The following is a 16,377-nucleotide window of genomic DNA, read 5'->3' as shown; positions in this document are numbered from 1 at the left end:
GTTCGAGCCTACCGCCCTTAAAAGCGGCTATTACACCCGAGAGCCGTGTTACAAGCACGGCTCTCTTTGCATTGTACGTCTTTTCTACCTCCACTATACCGCATCACTTATGCCGAAGGTTCTTTATCGTCCTCGTCCGCTTCATCCTCATCCCGCAGGCTCTCCAGATATTCCGCTGTCGCCTGGTCGCGGGCGCGGCTCTTCTCCTTCAGGCGCTCAATCGCCGGGAGGATCAGCAGGTCGATCTCCTTCTGGATAGGGTAGGCCAGATCGTACCGGGTCTGATCCTCCAGATAGGTGCCTACCTCAATCAGAGCATTATAGCGGTCCAGCTCCTCGCGCGTCAGCAGTCCGCGTACTTGCACGCTGCAGTGGCGCATCTTAGAGGAATCTTCCTTTTTTGAGGACGAGCGGAATGCCGCCGATAATGAGCAGGTAGCGCATATCAACAACCTTCTTCAGCTGCGCTGCCTTCCAGCCTTTGTATGTCTTCTCGCCGACTACGGCAATTCCCTGGCCCTTACCCAATGAAGCTACCGTCCCCTTGTTGCTGAAGGCGAATTTCTTCGGCTGCTGGCTGCGGATGGCCGCTACGAGATTATGCGCACAGCATTCTCCCTGCTGCATAGCAATCTGTGCTGTCGGCGGGTATGGACGTCCTTCCGGATTAATCATGAGGGAGCCGTCACCAATAATGAAGATGTTCTCATGTCCCGGAGCCCGCAGATATTCGTCTACCTTCACCCGTCCGCGCATCGCTTCGAAGCCGGCCGCTTCAATCAGACGGTTCCCGCGGATACCGCCGGTCCATACGATCGTGGAAGCTTTGATCTCCTCACCCGTGGCCAGAATCACGCCGCCAGGCAGGCATTCCTTGATCGCTACGCCCATCTTGAAGGTTACGCCCTTCTTGGTGAGCACGGTCATGGCGTGCTCCACCAGCTCAGGCGCGAACCCTGGCAGAGCCGTAGGCGCAGCTTCTATATTATAGATGTTGACCATGCTTGGATCGACATCAAATTCTTTGCATAGCGCAGGAATCCGGTCAGCCAGCTCCGCTACAAATTCAATCCCGCTGAAGCCCGCGCCGCCAATGACGAAGTTGATGTGCTCCTGTGCATTATTCTCATTCTTGTATTTGGCGAACTGGTACTGGATATGCTCCCGGATCAGCCGTACAGAGTTAATGCTGCGGATGGTCAGCGCATATTTGTCGAGTCCCGGAATCCCGAACGTTTCAGGCTCACCGCCAAGGGCAATCACGAGGTAATCATACGAGAGCGTTCCATCCTCCAGAATAACCTTCTTCTGCTGGGTGCGGATCTCCTGCACCGAGGATTTGACGAGATCGATCTTGAACTCATCGATTAATTTGGAGATAGATACGCGTGTATGCTCAATGCTGTCCGTGCCCGCTGCAGGCATATGCAGATGGGTCGTGAAATAGTGATATTCATGGCGGTTAACCAGGGTTACATCAGCTTCATTATAGTTCAAAGCTTTCTGTAGCCGCTGGGCGGTCAAAATCCCTCCATATCCCGCGCCTAGAATAACGATTTTGGGAATACTGCTCATGTTCCGGCTCCTTCCAACAGGTGAATCTGTCTATGTGTTATTTTTTGTTAAAAAATCAGGTTTCTTTTGTGAATTTATACACTTAAATTCAGAAGAATTTCCAATAAAACTTAAAGGATTTCTAAAATAACCATATCCATTGTAAACCTTAGTATCGTTTTAATCAAATATAATCATACAACAAAATGTCACATTTTTCATTGATATCAAAGCCTTTGCAGGCAGGTGAGACTATGTTTATAATGAGTAGGTACGCTTGTATGGCAAATTGAAACTATCAACTCGGAGGTGTAATATTACGTGACATTAGAGCAAACCGTTCCTATGAGCGATCTGCTGATTATAGGCGGAGGACCAGCCGGTATGTTTGCCGCTTTTTATGGCGGGATGCGCCAGGCTTCAGTAACACTTATTGAGAGCATGCCCCAACTTGGAGGGCAGCTTGCAGCTCTGTATCCTGAGAAATATATTTATGATGTCGCCGGCTTCCCCAAAATTACTGCACAGGAGCTGGTGGATAACCTGTCCCGGCAGATGGAGCTGTTCCAGTCCGATATCCGTCTGGAGGAGAAGGTCGTATCGGTTGTGAAGCAGGATGAACGCCATTTCACTGTCACCACCGACAAGGCAGAATATCACACCAAAGCTATCATCATCACGGCAGGCGTAGGCGCCTTCGAGCCGCGGCGTCTGGAGGTGCCGGATGCACAGCGCTTCGAGAAAGCCAACCTGCATTATTTCGTAAGTGATCTGAATGCTTATAAGGATAAGAAGGTACTAATTAGCGGCGGCGGCGATTCTGCTGTGGACTGGGCGCTGATGCTGGAGCCGATCGCTGAACAGGTAACCCTGATTCACCGCCGCGATAAATTCCGTGCGCATGAGCATAGTGTAGAGAACCTGATGGCCTCTAAGGTAAATGTGATTACGCCATCCGAGATTACCGAGCTGCATGGTGAAGAATTCATTACCAAAGTCACCTTGTCCCATATCAAGACCAAGGAAACTCAGGAAATCGAAGTAGACAGCGTTATTGTCAATTTCGGCTTTGTCTCCTCCCTGGGCCCGATTGCCGAGTGGGGAATCGATATTGAGGGTAACTCCATTGTGGTTGACTCCCGCATGGAGACCAGCATTCCGGGAATCTTCGCCGCTGGCGATATCACGACCTATCCGGGCAAGCTGAAGCTGATCGCTGTCGGATTCGGAGAAGCGCCTACAGCCGTGAATAACGCCAAGGTGTATATTGATCCGGATGCGAAGCTGTCTCCGGGACACAGCAGTAATCTTAAGCTCTAGGTTGTCTATAACCTTATAACCACAATAAAAGGGTATCCTTTCAGGTTGATTCCACCTCAACTTGAAAAGATACCCTATTCCTTGATGCTTGCGGTTAATGAAGTCCAATGCTGCAGGATGTGCTCTGATCTTTAATGAAGAACCGCATGGTCTGGAGAGTGTAAGTTCCGTTTGCGAATTTCAGCGAGAAGCAGGGCGATGAAATCATGCTCTAAATGCAGCTCTATCGCTCTGTGATAAGAGTCAAGCAGCATCTCATCCGACAATTCAACCATAACGTTCACCTACCTTTCCTTTATTTGGATCTGAATCTATCATAGCAAACTATCATTTTTCGAACAAGCGTTCTCATTATCCACAAGCTGCTGTGGAAATCCTGTGTATAATATGTGAGTAAGGGTTATAATGTCAGGAATTGCACAGTGGACTATGGGGATAACAGTTATACACAGGGCTGAAACCTGACATCTCCACACAAAAACTTTTTTAGAATGTTCATAATTGGCTGGGATATTTCTTGTTGTATTACCTCTGAATCTGCACAACTAAACGCAATATTAGCCTATTACTGTATTTATCGTCAAATATAAAAATTTTATTAATCATTTTGGTCTTGTATTTACTTCCAGAATCCAAATCTTCCCCCGATGATCTACGGCATAGTCGAAGCCCAGTTCACCGATCCCCGGGAAATGCCGCTCCAGCAGTTCGGTGCAGACTAAAGTCAGCCTGCGCATCTCCGCCTTTTTGGATGAGGTCCCCACTCTTGGCAGTGATCTCCGCAATCCCTGGCGGCAGCTTAGCATCGTGCCCCCTTTGCAGAGATTCGTAACGAACAATCCCGGCCGGGCTACTCTCCCTACCATGGAGCGGAACTCCCAGTGCTCGCCGTTCTTTACCACCTTGACCCGGTAATCAATCGGACGCCCGGAGATCCGTGCAAGGGAGATCCCCTGCTGGATCAAATATTTCCGTTTCACCTTGAATCTGTCCAGTGCCTGGCGCATGGAAGTGAAGTCCCCATAGATACGTGTGCTCTTCATATACGTGAAGCCGTACCCCCTCTGATCCCGGAACACCTTAATGACACCATATCCTCCTCCGCCTACAACCGGCTTGATGACTACATTGCCGTATCTTCCAAGCATCGCGGACAATCCGGCAGCACTATATTCCCGCGTTCTCGGAATGTAACCGGCAACCCGTGAATCGCTAAGCAGCGCCGCCGTCTTCAGCAGCTTGCTTGCCAGTTCTCTCCCCGCCATTATTTGCCCTCTCCTTTCGCATTCCCAGCCTACCCTATAGATTACTCACGAAAGGCCGTGCCCTCCTGTATGATTGTCCGTGGTTTAGCAGTCCACAGCAAAAAAGGGCATATGGCTGCGGGCCTTATGTCCCTGATTCATTTGACTGGAAAATCATTAAAATTCGTTGTATTATTGCCTCAAAGGGAGGGTTTCCTAATGGCAGAGTTTTTTGAAATCCTGTATTGGTTTGCAATGATCGGCATGTCTGTTGTACTGGCAGGAACGACAATACTCGTCTGTGCGCTTGGCTTCAAATTCATCAAAGACCGGCGCAGAGTGCTCGGTGCCGGCTGCATCGCCTTTTCCCTGGGTGCCTCCGCCCTGATCGTATTCATGATTAACCTGAAATTTATCATCCCCGCCTGAAGCTTGTTCCCGGCAGCAGTGGCCCGGGAAGCGGATCGCCTAACTCCTGCCGCCACTGCATTACATAATTCATAGATTCGCCCCGCTACCTTATTCTATGAAAACCGCGGCAGGCTGGCCTGTGCGGACAGACTGCTTCATTCGCTGAGCAGGTTCCGGCCTATTCCCCGCTTTTTTGCTCCCTCCCCTCCTGTAAGACACTCCAATCTTTGAAATTTCCGTTCATACAACAACTTTTTCACTTTATCTCCGTAATATGTATGTGCAATAAATTGGAAGAACCAATATTTTGAAAAAGGAGATTCTATTGTGTCGAAACCTGTGTACGGAAAACAAGCGGCTTCTGTCCAAGCCACGGACAAGCTTTCAGTAGCAGCTTGGACGCTTTGTGCTGCGTTTTTGCTGTTCCTCGGCTGGGCCGCTTTTCAGATCGGATTGTTCAATGGAATGACGGCGGATTTCGAGAAGCCCATTTATGTTGCCGCATTATTAAGCTGTCTGCTGCTGCTGGCTGCTGCCGTCCTCTATTTCAGAGCCTTCCGGCTTGAGGGACAGCGTGATCTGCTCAGCCTAGCGGCTCTCCTTCTTCCCTTAACCTATGCGTTGTCGCTATTCGGCGCTGCTTCGCGGTATATGGCAATGAACATGCTGTTCACCCAGTTCACCTATGCCGCAGTCTTCATCGTCAGCATCCTTCTGCTCCGGCACAAGCGGCTCAATTCCGCCGTCCAGCATTACGTGCTTGCCCTTGCTTATCTGATCGTCGGCTTTGGACTGCTCAACTGGCTCGGAAGCTGGAAGCTGGCCGGCAGCCTGGTGGGCTGGTTCTCAAAGACTGTAATTAACGGCCAGTATAATGCTGCCGTCATGACTGACTCGAACGGCCTGCGCCTGACTTCCGTTTTTCAGTATGCCAATACATATGCAGCTTTCCTGATGGCTTTTCTGTTCGTGGCTGTCTTCGCGCTGATCCGCTCCCGCAAATGGCCCGGACAATTGCTGCACGGCTTCATGCTGGTGCCCATCATCGTCTCGCTGCTGCTGACCTTGTCCCGCGGAGGCCTGGTGCTGCTGCCGGTGGTGTTCATACTCCTGCTGCTCTTCCTGAAGCCGGTGCAGCAGATTCTGTGGATTGTTCATCTCGCTATTGCCGGCCTATGCTCTCTGCTGATTACCAGCCCGGTCACGCGGCTGGGCCTGGAGCTGAATGCCGAGTTCAACTCGTCTGCTGCCCTTAAGGGCTGGGGCTATCTGCTGGGAGCCTCGGCCATTGCAGCTGCACTCTGCCTGGTGGTCCAGCGTTACCTGGCGCCTTGGCTGAGCCGCAAGCTCGGCAGACTGGAGTCCCGCCGTATGAGCGGACTTTGGATTCCTGCCATCTCTGTGGCTGGCGTCGTGATCATCGCCTTCCTGTTCATCGGCACCAGCGCCCGCAATATTCTCCCGGCGAATATCGGAACACGGCTGGAGAACATCAACTTCAAGCAGCATAGCGTCCTTGAGCGTTTTACCTTTTACAAGGATGCCATGAAGGTTGTCAAGGATTATCCGGTACTTGGCACGGGCGGCGGCGGCTGGGCCACACTCTATGAGCATTATCAGAACAACCCTTACCTGAGCCGCCAGGTGCATAACTTCTTCCTGCAGTATCTGATTGAGGTGGGCATTGTAGGCCTACTGGTGTTCATGGGCTTCATCCTGTTTATCTTCTACAAATTCAGCAGGGAGTATCTGAAACGGAAGACCGATGACTATAGCAACGGATTCTTCTATCTCATTATCGCCTTGTCCATTCTGGTGCACAGTATGCTGGACTTCAACCTCAGTTTTGCGTTCATGGGAATGCTCGTCTTCCTCTCCCTGGGGGGAATGGCTGTGGCCATGGAGAGCAAGCCGCTCCGTCTTCAGTGGAACAAGCTATGGATTAGAGCGGGTTATTTCACAGTACTCGGAATCGGCACGGGCTACTTGCTCTTCCTGTCTATGAGTTATACTCGTTCCAGCTCTGAAGCCGGTGCAGGCAAGAAGCTGATCCAAGTGAGCCAGTCGTATGAGGAGATCAAGGCCCCTTTCGTAAAAGCACTCAGCATCCGACCCTACCATCCGGAATCGGCTGTGTACCTGTCCATACTGGACCAGAAGGTGTATGAGCAGACGAAGAACGAGCAGTTCCTGGAAGAGGGCTATGCGGTATTGACCCGTGCACTAAAGGATGAGCCGTCTAACAAAGAACTGCTGACCCAGCTCGCTAGCTACTATGACCTGAAGGGCCAGAGCGCCGAAGCCTATCAGGTCTATCTGGACAACGCGGACAAGTTCATGTGGGATATTAACTGGTATGCCGATCTGATTAGCCGGGCCTCTCTCCTTGGACAGCAAGCTTATTCCAAGCAGGATGAAGCCGGGCAACAGACGTATTTCGCTTCCGCACTTGCTGCCTACAGACATGTAACGGACGGCATTGCCCATTTGAAAAGCCTCCCTCCCGAGCAGATGCAGGGCCGTGAATTCTTCGCTACACCTACGATTGGCCTAAGCGCAGGGAGAGTACAATTCCTGTCCGGGGACAAGGACGCCGCGGCTGCAGCTGTGAAGCAGGGCTTCGTGAACGGATACGAGGATCTGACAGACAGCGGAGGCCTGTGGACAACCGCCTGGTACAGCGGAGTTATAGCCCGTTCGCAGGAGCTGGGAGCCGCAGCCTTGAAGCGTTCACAGGAAGCCGCGGCCGAGGGCAAGCTGGAGATCAAGGACCAGGAGAAGCTTAACATGCAGCGGTATTTCAAAACCGGCCTGGACGCTTATACCTACGCCGCCGCAGACCGGGATGCACAGCAGGGAATCACAGTGACACCGGAACTGCTGCTGAACACCGGTAAGATCCAGTATATGTCCCAGGACATGCCGGCAGCAGAAGCCACATTGAAGCAAGGACTAAGCGAGGATTACAGCAACCCTGTCAACCGGGAGGTTGCCCGGTGGTTGCTTGCTGTGCAGCAGCGGATGCAGAGCGTCCAGGATCAGGCGCTCTATCAGAAGCTGATCGCCGCTGATCCGGAAGAAGCGGCAAGAATCAGTGAGATAGCGGGTATGCCGCTGTAACCTTACAGTGTCACTTATCCCTCAAATAACTGTAAAGAGAGCGCCTGCCTGCGGCAGTGCGCTCTTTGCTGTGCGGGGCCTTTGCCGCCGTCATCCCTCCATAAACCAAGTGTCATTAACTCATATCCTCGCTCATTTGACCAATATATGGCAGGTTGTGAAGGATTGATTATAGCTGTACTTTTCATCGGCACCGTATACTTTCAGTGATCAGCCTTAGATGTTGATCCAAATCGGTCCCATATAAGGAGAGGTTGTAATCATTGTGAAGAAACTACAACGCTTGTTATCCGTGTTCGTAATCGTACTGCTCCTATTCACATCCATTCCTTTATCTCTATCAGCCGAAGCAGCAGAGACTTCCGGACAAGCAGAGCCTGGGCCTTGGACCTTCAGTGCGTTCGGAGGTAATACATCCCCGGGCAAGAACCCCGAGCCTGCCATAGAGAATCCTTCCACCGTAACGCTGACTACTTATGGAGGCAAGATTTCAGGCACCGATGAGGGACTCTCTTTTTATTACCGGGAGCTTCCGGCCACCGCGAACTTTGAGCTCAGAGCCAGGGCCACCGTTATTGCCTTTAACAGCAATTCCGGCGTCAATTCGCCTAACCAGAAGTCCTTTGGCCTGATGCTAAGGGATACGGTTAATCCTCATGGAAGTTCAAGCACCACCACCTCCAATTATGCTGCGGCCGGTGCTTTGGATTTGGTGATGAAGGGTTTTTATAAAAAAACGGCACAGGTCAAGCTGAACCCGTTCGCCGGGCTGAACGCCCCTGCTGCGGGCGAAGTCTACGATCTCAGCCTCCGCAAATCGGGTGATACCTATCTGCTGAGCGTTAACGGCCAGACCGAAATCGTAACCTTGGAGGACACTTTTACGGATACAGTCTTTGCCGGGATTTACGTCGCCAGAGATGCAACCGTGACCTTCAGTGAGCTGAATCTACAGATCGATGCCAAACATGTAACAAGCTTGTCTGCCGACACGGGCGGGATGACGAAGACCTCTTATCTGGTGGGTGAACCGCTGGATCTGACCGGGCTTATCGTGAAGGCTGTATTCTCCGATCACAGTGAAGCCACTCTGTCTTCTGAGGAGTACATTGTAACAGGATTCGACAGCAGTAAACCCGGGGAGAATCGAATCCAGATTAACTATAACGGCGCCTCTGCAAGTATTCCGCTGCAAATCATCCCGCTGACCGTCAGCTCATTATCCGTCAAATACGAGCCTGTCAAAACCGTCTATTATCCAGGCGATTCTTTTGATCCGCAGGGGCTTGTTGTTGCTGCCCATTATAATAACGGCTACCTGATTAAGGAACTTGCGGATAATCTGTACACCCTCTCCATTGACGGGCAACCGGTAACAGATCAGCTTCCGTATACTTTTGCCGGGCCGGGCTCCTATGAACTATTGATCGCTTCCACAGCGACTCCGTCTGTCACCACAGCATTGAAGCTTGAGGTCATGGATGCTACCCTGTCCGAATTAGAAATAAGACATGAGCCTAAGCAAACCGTCTATTATATCGGTGATACCTTACAGCTGGAGGGACTCTCCCTTTATGCCCATTATTCAGACCTTACAGAGATCAGGCTGGCCAAGGACGAATACACCGTCTCCGCCTTAGACACAACGACTCCAGGAGACAAGGAGATCAAGGTAACCTACAAGGAATTAACGGCAAGCTTCATGGTTAAAGTCAAAATCAAAGAGCTGACCGGCATCGAGGTAACTGGCTATCCCAGAACTACCTTTTTTGTAAACGAGCCCTTTGACAGCAGCGGTCTGACCGTATCGAAGGTGTATGACAACGCTGACCGGGAGGTGCTAAGCGGGTTCACGCTGGATCAATCTGCATTCGATAACCGGCTTGCCGGAGTATATCCGGTTCAGATCATCCCTGATGATTCTTCCATACAACCCATTACGTATACCGTCACGGTAAAAGAAAAGACCACACCCGTCTGGCACAGTATCACCTTCGGCCAGTCTACATCCGCTGCGAATAACAAAGTCGTCACCCAGGACGACGGTACGCTCCGGCTGATCGCCTTGGAAGGAGGCGGTAAGGTCACTGAAGACCACGATGGCATAACGTTCTACTACACAGAGCTTAATGCCCTGGAAGATAACTTCGTGCTATCTGCGGATATTGAGGTGCTGAACTTTGCCAAAACCCCTTATGACGGGCAAGAATCCTTCGGAATCATGGCGCGGGACGCGATCGGGACACCCGGAACTTCGAGTGTATTCGCCTCGAATATCGCGGCCATCGGCGGCTACAGCGGCGGAACAAGAAGCGCTCTGGGTACCCAGCTGTTCGTCCGTTCCGGTATCGAGAAGCCGGATGGAACCGGAAGCAAGGGCATTAAGACAATCATGCTCAAAAATGAACGGCCTGCACCCGGCAACACGGCCCCTGCTGCACCATACCGCTTAACGCTGTCTAAGACGAACAGCGGCTTCACAGGCCGGATCAATTCGGAGCAGGAGGCTATCCATTTCGAACCGGATATTCTTAGCGTACAAGACTCCACGATGTATGTCGGCTTCTATGCGGCCCGTCTTGCTACGATAGATATCCGCAATATCCAGTTGACAGTGACAAGCGCTGCTACTGATGCGCCTAAGGTGGAGCCACCCGCGGCTCCTGTAACGCCAGATTTGAGCATACTGTCCCGAAGCAAAGCATCTACACCCGAATATGAAGTGATTGTCCGCCCTAACGTGAACGGAACCGTAACGGTGAAGCAGGGCTCCAGGATTATCGCACAGGATGTCGCGGCAACAGCCGATAAGCGTCTGGCGATTCCTGCGGTACTCAGCGGACATGGGGATACGAACTTCAGTGTTGTCTTTTGGCCGGAGGATACCCAGTACTTGACCTCTTACGGTACAATCGTCCGCAACTTCACTGTTAATATGAACAGCTATGGCGATGGGGAAGACATCTATGTATCACCTGCCGGAACAAGTGCCGGGGACGGGACGATGGCTCTCCCGCTGGATCTTGATACTGCGATTGATTATGTGAAGCCGGGACAGCATATCCTTATGCTTGATGGGCATTACGTGCGGAAATCGCCGCTGGTCATTCAGAAGTATAACGACGGTACCGAAGCTGCCAGAAAGGTTCTCGAAGCGGCACCCGGTGCAAGGCCCATTATCGATTTTGACAAAAAGTCAGAAGGGGTTCTGCTCAGCGGGGACTACTGGCATGTGAAGGGACTCGATTTCACCCGCTCGGCGGCCAATACGAAGGGATTCACGGTTGGCGGTAACCATAATATTGTTGAGAACAGCCGCTTCTATGCTAACGGCGACACCGGCTTGCAAATCAGCCGCACCGACGGAACCGCCAGAGACATCACGGAATGGCCGTCCTACAATTTAATTCTGAACAGCACCTCCTTCGATAACCGCGATCCGTCTGACAATAACGCAGATGGCTTTGCGGCCAAGCTAACCGCCGGCACCGGGAATATTTTCAGAGGATGCCTGGCGCATAATAACATTGACGATGGCTGGGATCTGTACACCAAAGCAGGCTCGGGTGCAATCGGTCCGGTACTCATCGAGAACAGCGCCGCCTTCAACAACGGGTATTTAACGGACGGAACCGTTGGGGCCGGCGATAAAAACGGATTCAAGCTCGGCGGAGAAGGCATTCATGTCGCGCATATCATCCGTAATTCGGTCGCCTTCGGCAACGGTGCCTACGGGTTCACCAGCAACAGTAATCCTGGAGTCATTGCGGTTAACAATATCGGCTATAACAACACCCGCGGCAACCTGAGCTTCACCACATATGGTCAGATTACTCCAGACTTCAAGATTGACGGCTTTGTATCTTACCAGTCGGGCAGCATCGGCAAGGATCAATATCCGGCTTCCTTAGCAGCGGAGAATAACTTCATGTACAATGGCACCGCGTCAGTTAATCAATCAGGCAAACAGCTGACCGATGCCAACTTCGCAAGTCTGCTGCCGGTGACCTCTTATCTGCGGGATGCAGAGGGTAATATCATCTGGGGGGAATTTCTGAAGTTTATTCCTTTTGAGAATCAAGAACAGGAGCCAGAGCCGGGAACTCAGCCGGAACCAGAGCCTCAGCCAGAACCGGAACCTCAGCCGGAGCAGGAACCTCAACCGGAGCCAGAGCCGGGGACCCAGCCGTCACCAAGTCCTTCCGCTGCGCCTGTTCCTTCTGCCACACCAAATCCAACCTCTGCACCTAATACAGGCAGCACTGGCACTGGATCAGCCGCCAACGATTCTATTACAACGGTTCTTTTGCTGGACGGCAGCGTAAGCATGGAGTTACCTGTAAGTCATACCACGGGAAAAGCAATAGCCCAGTTAAGTGAATCCGTTCTGCGCCGAATAGTTCCAGTAGCCAAAGCCGATTCCACAGGTACCAAGACTCTGCGGATTCAACTTACTGCTGATCCGGCCCAGGACATGAAGGAAGTTGAACTAAGCCTCCCCGCTGCGGCATTTCGTTCAGAAGAAGCTCCCCTCAAGCTTGAGATCCGTTCTTCCTTAGCGACTCTCGGGTTGCCTGACAGTATTTTCACAGCAGAGGCGCTGAACGGCGTAAAGACTGTTACTTTATCGCTAAGAAGCATTACTCCCGGCGGGCAGCTCCAAGCCAAGCTGGGAGACCGCCCGCTTATCGGGTGCGGGCTTCAACTGGATGGGGCGCCGCTGCAGCCTGACCGTCTTCAGTCGGCTATAGAGATCGGAATTCCCCATCCGCCAGCAGTTCCTGCAGCGGATAATGCCTATATTGTTGTGTGGGGCATCCAGGAATCGGGAATCATCCAGCCAGTGATACACGGGAAGTACAACGCAGATAAGCAGCAGGCCATTTTCTCAACAACACAGGCCTCCGGCCAGTATGCAGCAGTCTTTAATCACAAGACATTCCAGGATATCGCCTCAACCTATTGGGCCAAGTCCGCAGTGGAAATACTCGCCTCCCAAGGGGTGATTCAAGGCATCACGGCAGCCGAGTTCAGACCGGAGCAGTCCGTTACCCGCGCAGAATTTGCACTTCTGTTAGTCCGGGGAATGGAATTAACAGCATCAGAGGGGCCTGGCTTCACGGATGTATCACCGGGGGATTATTATTACAAGGAGCTTATGACTGCCCGAAAGCTTGGCATCATTACAGGTCTGCCGGGAGGTCTATTCCAGCCGGATGTACCGGTATCCAGGCAAGAAATGTTCGTTATGGCAGCTAGAGCATTGCGGGCAGTAGAGCGCATGAATCCGGGGGAGAACACTTCTTCTGTATTAAAAGACTTTACCGATCACCAGCAAATTGCCAGCTATGCGGCAGATGATATTGCCGCTCTAGCCGCAGCCGGTCTCGTTAAAGGAGATGCACAGCAGCAGCTCATGCCCGCTGCCTCCTCGACACGTTCCGAGGCAGCTATGCTGATCTATCGGATGCTTGCGCTATAGTTCAAGGCAGAATTAATTCAGCCTCTTACGCTTGAAGCGGGCTGAGAGAGGTATTCAAAGGGATTTATCCCTTTAATTCAGCCCGAAGTCCTTTGGAGAGGGTATTCAAAGGGATTTATCCCTTTAATTCAGCCCTAAGTCCGTTGGAGAGGGCATTCAAAGGGATTTATCCCTTTAATTCAGCCCAGAGTCGGCTGGAGGGGGTATTCAAAGGGATTTATCCCTTTAATTCAGCCCGAAGTCCGTTGGAGAGGGCATTCAAAGGGATTTATCCCTTTGGTTCAGCCCAGAGTCGGCTGGAGGGGGTATTCAAAGGGATTTATCCCTTTAATTCAGCCCGAAGTCCGTTGGAGAGGGCATTCAAAGGGATTTATCCCTTTAATTCAGCCCAGAGTCGGCTGGAGAGGGCATTCAAAGGGATTTATCCCTTTAATTCAGCCCGAGAGTCGGCTGGAGGAGCGGCTTGGGCAACTTATTTGCTCCCGTGGTTGTTCCTGTACTCATCCTCCAGAATCGAATATTGATAGGAGTCCATCCACTTCTCTTTATGATACATGTGTCCTCTAATATGCCCTTCGTATGTCATGCCCAGCTTCTGCATCACACGGGCGGAACCTGTATTCCCGGGGCGGCAGGTCGCATAGATCCGGTGAAGCTCCAGCTTATGAAAGCCCAAGTCCAGCAGTGCAGCGGCAGCCTCAGTTGCATAGCCCTGTCCCCAGTACAGTCTGTTGTAGCAATAGCCGATCTCTCCCTGTCCTGTTCCGGTAATATGCAGGCCGCAGCCGCCGATCAGCCGCCCGTTCTCCTTCAGAACCACCGCATACTCGAAGCCCTTGCGGGGCTCCTCCTGCTGCAATGTCAGCGTATGGCGGATATATTCGCGGGTATCCTCCAGTGAATTCGGCCCCCAGATTGAATGCGTTACTACTGCCGGATCGGACGCATATTCATGTACCTGCCCTACATCCTCCTCGGTGAATTCCCTAATCCACAGCCGTTCTGTCTCAAATTCCATATCTCTGCGGCCTCCCTGCTCTTTCATTTGTCAAATAATCCTCTACCAATCAGATTAGCCGTCACCGGCGGCCGGCCAATCTCCCGTGACCATACGGAGAGCTGGCCGGTATGATGGATCTCATGGGCAATCACGTGCCGCATCACTTCTCCGTAGGGGTGGGGCTCACGCTCTCCTTCATCCGTAATATCCACCATGATCCGCTCTTCCAGCTCCTCCGACCAGCCATACACAAACGGAGCCAGCTCTGCATGGCAGCGGGCAGAGAAATTCTGCACAAGCTCCAGACTCGCCACTTCCCCGAACAAAGGGATGTCAATGGCTCTCTCCTGAATCCCTCCGCAGATCCAGCCGTATTCAACCGCAACAATGTGATACAACGTGGGCAGGATATACCCGATGCCGCCGGTGCGCGGCTTCATCAGCTCTTCCTTGTCCACCCCGCTGCACCAGCGGAACCAATCCTCGCGCACTTGCCAGTTATACTCAAATAGCTTCTGCATCTGCCGCCTCCAATTCCCCATAAATTTCCTCACTCTAATCTTGTGTCACACTTTAACACAAACAGGACAGGCCCGCTACCGCTAATTGCGGCAACCAGCCTGTCCCATATCCTTGTCCTGCATTTATTCAAACACGTACTCGCCTTCACCCACAGTCAGAGTCTGTCCCTTCAGCTGAGGGGAATCTGTGCGGAACACGATCCGGCTGAGCCGGTTCTCCGTGCCCTGCACGAACTTGAAGGTCTGCTGATCTCCTGCCTTAAGGCTGTAGCTGCCGTCCGGACCATCCGCAGGTCCGCTCACCGGGAGGCCGAACAGCTCACTCCAATGGCTGGCGGCAGCGGCCGGATCGGAGACACGGAAGACAGCACCCGCCATGTCTACCTTCCCGGCAGGATGGGGCTGATTGATTCCGGCAGCATTCAGGCTGTCCAGCCGCTCCTCATCCGTCTGACTCCACTGGATAATGAACGGATAGACCAGTCCCTGAAAATCGCCGTCAATGGTCATCATCCGCCACTCAATTAACCTGCCCTGGTTGTCCAGACGGCGGCCGTCAATGATGGGTGACAAGGCTAAGCCTGCAGCCTTCAATTTACCCTCCACTGCCTCAATATCATCTGTCCGCAGCACCACTCTGCTCAAGACCTCGTGCTCCGGCAGAAGCGTAACGGCATCCCGCACAACTACATTATGCTTGGTCGCCCGCGCCAGCTCCAGATTCTCGATCCCCAGGAACTCCAGGTAGGTGAGCCCGAAATAGCTTAAGGCGTTATACGTTCCCCAATCCTTATGCGATCCGCCCCGGAAGGCCGTCAGGCCATGCTCCGCGAAGAGCTGCACCGGCTGGTCCAGATCGTTGACATAGTGCACCAGATGATCCCATTTGAGCAGGCTCATTACTTCTTCACTCCCAGCTCTGTCGTCCGCTTCACAGCCGCCAATACACTCCGCTGTAATCCGGCCGCGAAGTCACTGTTATTCAGCTCGTACAGCCCGTGCATCCCAACCCCGCCAGGGGAGTTGTTGATATCCAGCAGCTGTCTGGGATGAAGGCCAGTCTGCTCCAGCATCGCCACCGCTCCCCGCATATTCTCCAGCGCCACCTTCCAGGCTTGCTCCCGCGGCAGTCCGGCGAGGACTCCGGCATCCGTGAACGACTCAATAAAATAATAGATGTAGTTCGGTCCGGCAACTCCGAAGCCGGTGAAGATATCAATGTAGGACTCGTCCAGAACCTGCACCTTGCCGAAGCCGAGCAGGAATGCTTCCACCTGCTCCAGCGAAGCGGCTGCATTCAAGGCTACACCGCTGTATCCGTAGCCAGTATCGGTCAGAGTATTCGGAATCACCCGGACAATCGGACGCTCCGCTCCGAAATAATCTCCGAGCTGGGCAATCGTCACCCCGGCCACAATCGATACAATGACAGCAGCCGGTGCGGCATACTCGCGAACCTGTGCTCCAAGTGCAGCCAGATCATCCTGCGGCCGGACAGCAATCACAATCAGCTCTGCACCGGAGAGCGCCTCTTCCTGCGTGCTCTGCGTGTCTACGTTATATTTGGCTTTTAGAAGCCCAAGCCGGCCCTCATTAATATCCGACACACTGATCTGTCCGGCAGCCAGCGTGCCGCCTGCCAGGCAGGCCCGAACGATTGCTTCCGCCATCTGCCCGCCGCCAATGAAATGAATCTTGCCTTTTGACACTTCCATTCACTCCCTG

Annotated in this window: 12 protein-coding genes; 4 read left to right on the top strand and 8 right to left on the bottom strand. The window is 52.5% G+C overall.

Annotated elements, in window-relative coordinates; translation table 11 throughout:
* Positions 1-107: 107 nt before the first annotated feature.
* Positions 108-380, bottom strand: a complete 273-nt coding sequence (locus tag NSU18_RS25675; protein ID WP_341016914.1) for a hypothetical protein — start codon at positions 378-380, stop codon at positions 108-110.
* A 1-nt stretch (position 381) separates the two neighbouring features.
* Positions 382-1,575 (bottom strand): NAD(P)/FAD-dependent oxidoreductase, encoded by a 1,194-nt coding sequence (locus NSU18_RS25670; protein WP_036701637.1) that lies wholly within the window; start codon positions 1,573-1,575, stop codon positions 382-384.
* Positions 1,576-1,899: 324 nt separating this feature from the next.
* Here NSU18_RS25670 and NSU18_RS25665 point away from each other — a divergent pair, with 324 nt between their 5' ends.
* On the top strand, positions 1,900-2,874 hold the full coding sequence (locus tag NSU18_RS25665; protein WP_341018599.1) for an NAD(P)/FAD-dependent oxidoreductase: 975 nt from the start codon (positions 1,900-1,902) through the stop codon (positions 2,872-2,874).
* A gap of 131 nt (positions 2,875-3,005) precedes the next feature.
* Here the strand turns inward: NSU18_RS25665 and NSU18_RS25660 are convergent, their stop codons facing one another.
* Positions 3,006-3,149 (bottom strand): sporulation histidine kinase inhibitor Sda, encoded by a 144-nt coding sequence (locus NSU18_RS25660; protein ID WP_036721967.1) that lies wholly within the window; start codon positions 3,147-3,149, stop codon positions 3,006-3,008.
* A 327-nt stretch (positions 3,150-3,476) separates the two neighbouring features.
* Positions 3,477-4,139 (bottom strand): YheC/YheD family protein, encoded by a 663-nt coding sequence (locus NSU18_RS25655; RefSeq protein ID WP_036701641.1) that lies wholly within the window; start codon positions 4,137-4,139, stop codon positions 3,477-3,479.
* Positions 4,140-4,337: 198 nt separating this feature from the next.
* On the opposite strand from NSU18_RS25655, the gene NSU18_RS25650 reads away from it, so the two are divergent.
* From NSU18_RS25650 to NSU18_RS25640, 3 genes are all read left to right on the top strand, one after another.
* Positions 4,338-4,547 (top strand): hypothetical protein, encoded by a 210-nt coding sequence (locus tag NSU18_RS25650; RefSeq protein WP_036701644.1) that lies wholly within the window; start codon positions 4,338-4,340, stop codon positions 4,545-4,547.
* 309 nt (positions 4,548-4,856) lie between these two features.
* On the top strand, positions 4,857-7,649 hold the full coding sequence (locus tag NSU18_RS25645; protein WP_341150377.1) for an O-antigen ligase family protein: 2,793 nt from the start codon (positions 4,857-4,859) through the stop codon (positions 7,647-7,649).
* Positions 7,650-7,914: 265 nt separating this feature from the next.
* Positions 7,915-13,131 carry a bacterial Ig-like domain-containing protein gene (locus tag NSU18_RS25640; RefSeq protein ID WP_341150376.1) on the top strand — a complete coding sequence of 1,739 codons (5,217 nt, stop codon included), beginning with the start codon at positions 7,915-7,917 and terminating at the stop codon, positions 13,129-13,131.
* Between the two features lie 472 nt (positions 13,132-13,603).
* On the opposite strand, the gene NSU18_RS25635 is transcribed toward NSU18_RS25640, so the two are convergent.
* The 4 genes from NSU18_RS25635 to proC form a co-directional block, all read right to left on the bottom strand.
* Positions 13,604-14,149 carry a GNAT family N-acetyltransferase gene (locus NSU18_RS25635; protein ID WP_341016910.1) on the bottom strand — a complete coding sequence of 182 codons (546 nt, stop codon included), beginning with the start codon at positions 14,147-14,149 and terminating at the stop codon, positions 13,604-13,606.
* 23 nt (positions 14,150-14,172) lie between these two features.
* Positions 14,173-14,652: a DinB family protein gene (locus tag NSU18_RS25630; RefSeq protein ID WP_341016909.1), complete on the bottom strand. Its 480-nt coding sequence runs from the start codon at positions 14,650-14,652 to the stop codon at positions 14,173-14,175.
* 123 nt (positions 14,653-14,775) lie between these two features.
* On the bottom strand, positions 14,776-15,552 hold the full coding sequence (locus NSU18_RS25625; protein ID WP_341016908.1) for a VOC family protein: 777 nt from the start codon (positions 15,550-15,552) through the stop codon (positions 14,776-14,778).
* Positions 15,552-16,367, bottom strand: a complete 816-nt coding sequence (gene proC, locus NSU18_RS25620; protein ID WP_341150375.1) for a pyrroline-5-carboxylate reductase — start codon at positions 16,365-16,367, stop codon at positions 15,552-15,554. The genes NSU18_RS25625 and proC overlap by 1 nt, the downstream gene beginning before the upstream one ends.
* Positions 16,368-16,377: the final 10 nt, after the last annotated feature.

Origin of the sequence: Paenibacillus sp. FSL H8-0048 (assembly GCF_038002825.1) — a bacterium.
GTDB lineage: Bacteria > Bacillota > Bacilli > Paenibacillales > Paenibacillaceae > Paenibacillus_AQ.
Note: the sequence above shows the minus strand (reverse complement) of the source record. Positions and strands in the feature narration are given on the sequence as shown.

Coding starts and splice junctions, on each gene's coding strand:
- NSU18_RS25650 (WP_036701644.1), top strand. CDS start 4,338: ATGGCAGAGTTTTTTGAAATCCTGTATTGGTTTGCAATGATCGGCATG.
- NSU18_RS25635 (WP_341016910.1), bottom strand. CDS start 14,149: ATGGAATTTGAGACAGAACGGCTGTGGATTAGGGAATTCACCGAGGAG.
- NSU18_RS25655 (WP_036701641.1), bottom strand. CDS start 4,139: ATGGCGGGGAGAGAACTGGCAAGCAAGCTGCTGAAGACGGCGGCGCTG.
- NSU18_RS25675 (WP_341016914.1), bottom strand. CDS start 380: ATGCGCCACTGCAGCGTGCAAGTACGCGGACTGCTGACGCGCGAGGAG.
- proC (WP_341150375.1), bottom strand. CDS start 16,367: ATGGAAGTGTCAAAAGGCAAGATTCATTTCATTGGCGGCGGGCAGATG.
- NSU18_RS25670 (WP_036701637.1), bottom strand. CDS start 1,575: ATGAGCAGTATTCCCAAAATCGTTATTCTAGGCGCGGGATATGGAGGG.
- NSU18_RS25660 (WP_036721967.1), bottom strand. CDS start 3,149: ATGGTTGAATTGTCGGATGAGATGCTGCTTGACTCTTATCACAGAGCG.
- NSU18_RS25625 (WP_341016908.1), bottom strand. CDS start 15,552: ATGAGCCTGCTCAAATGGGATCATCTGGTGCACTATGTCAACGATCTG.
- NSU18_RS25630 (WP_341016909.1), bottom strand. CDS start 14,652: ATGCAGAAGCTATTTGAGTATAACTGGCAAGTGCGCGAGGATTGGTTC.
- NSU18_RS25665 (WP_341018599.1), top strand. CDS start 1,900: ATGAGCGATCTGCTGATTATAGGCGGAGGACCAGCCGGTATGTTTGCC.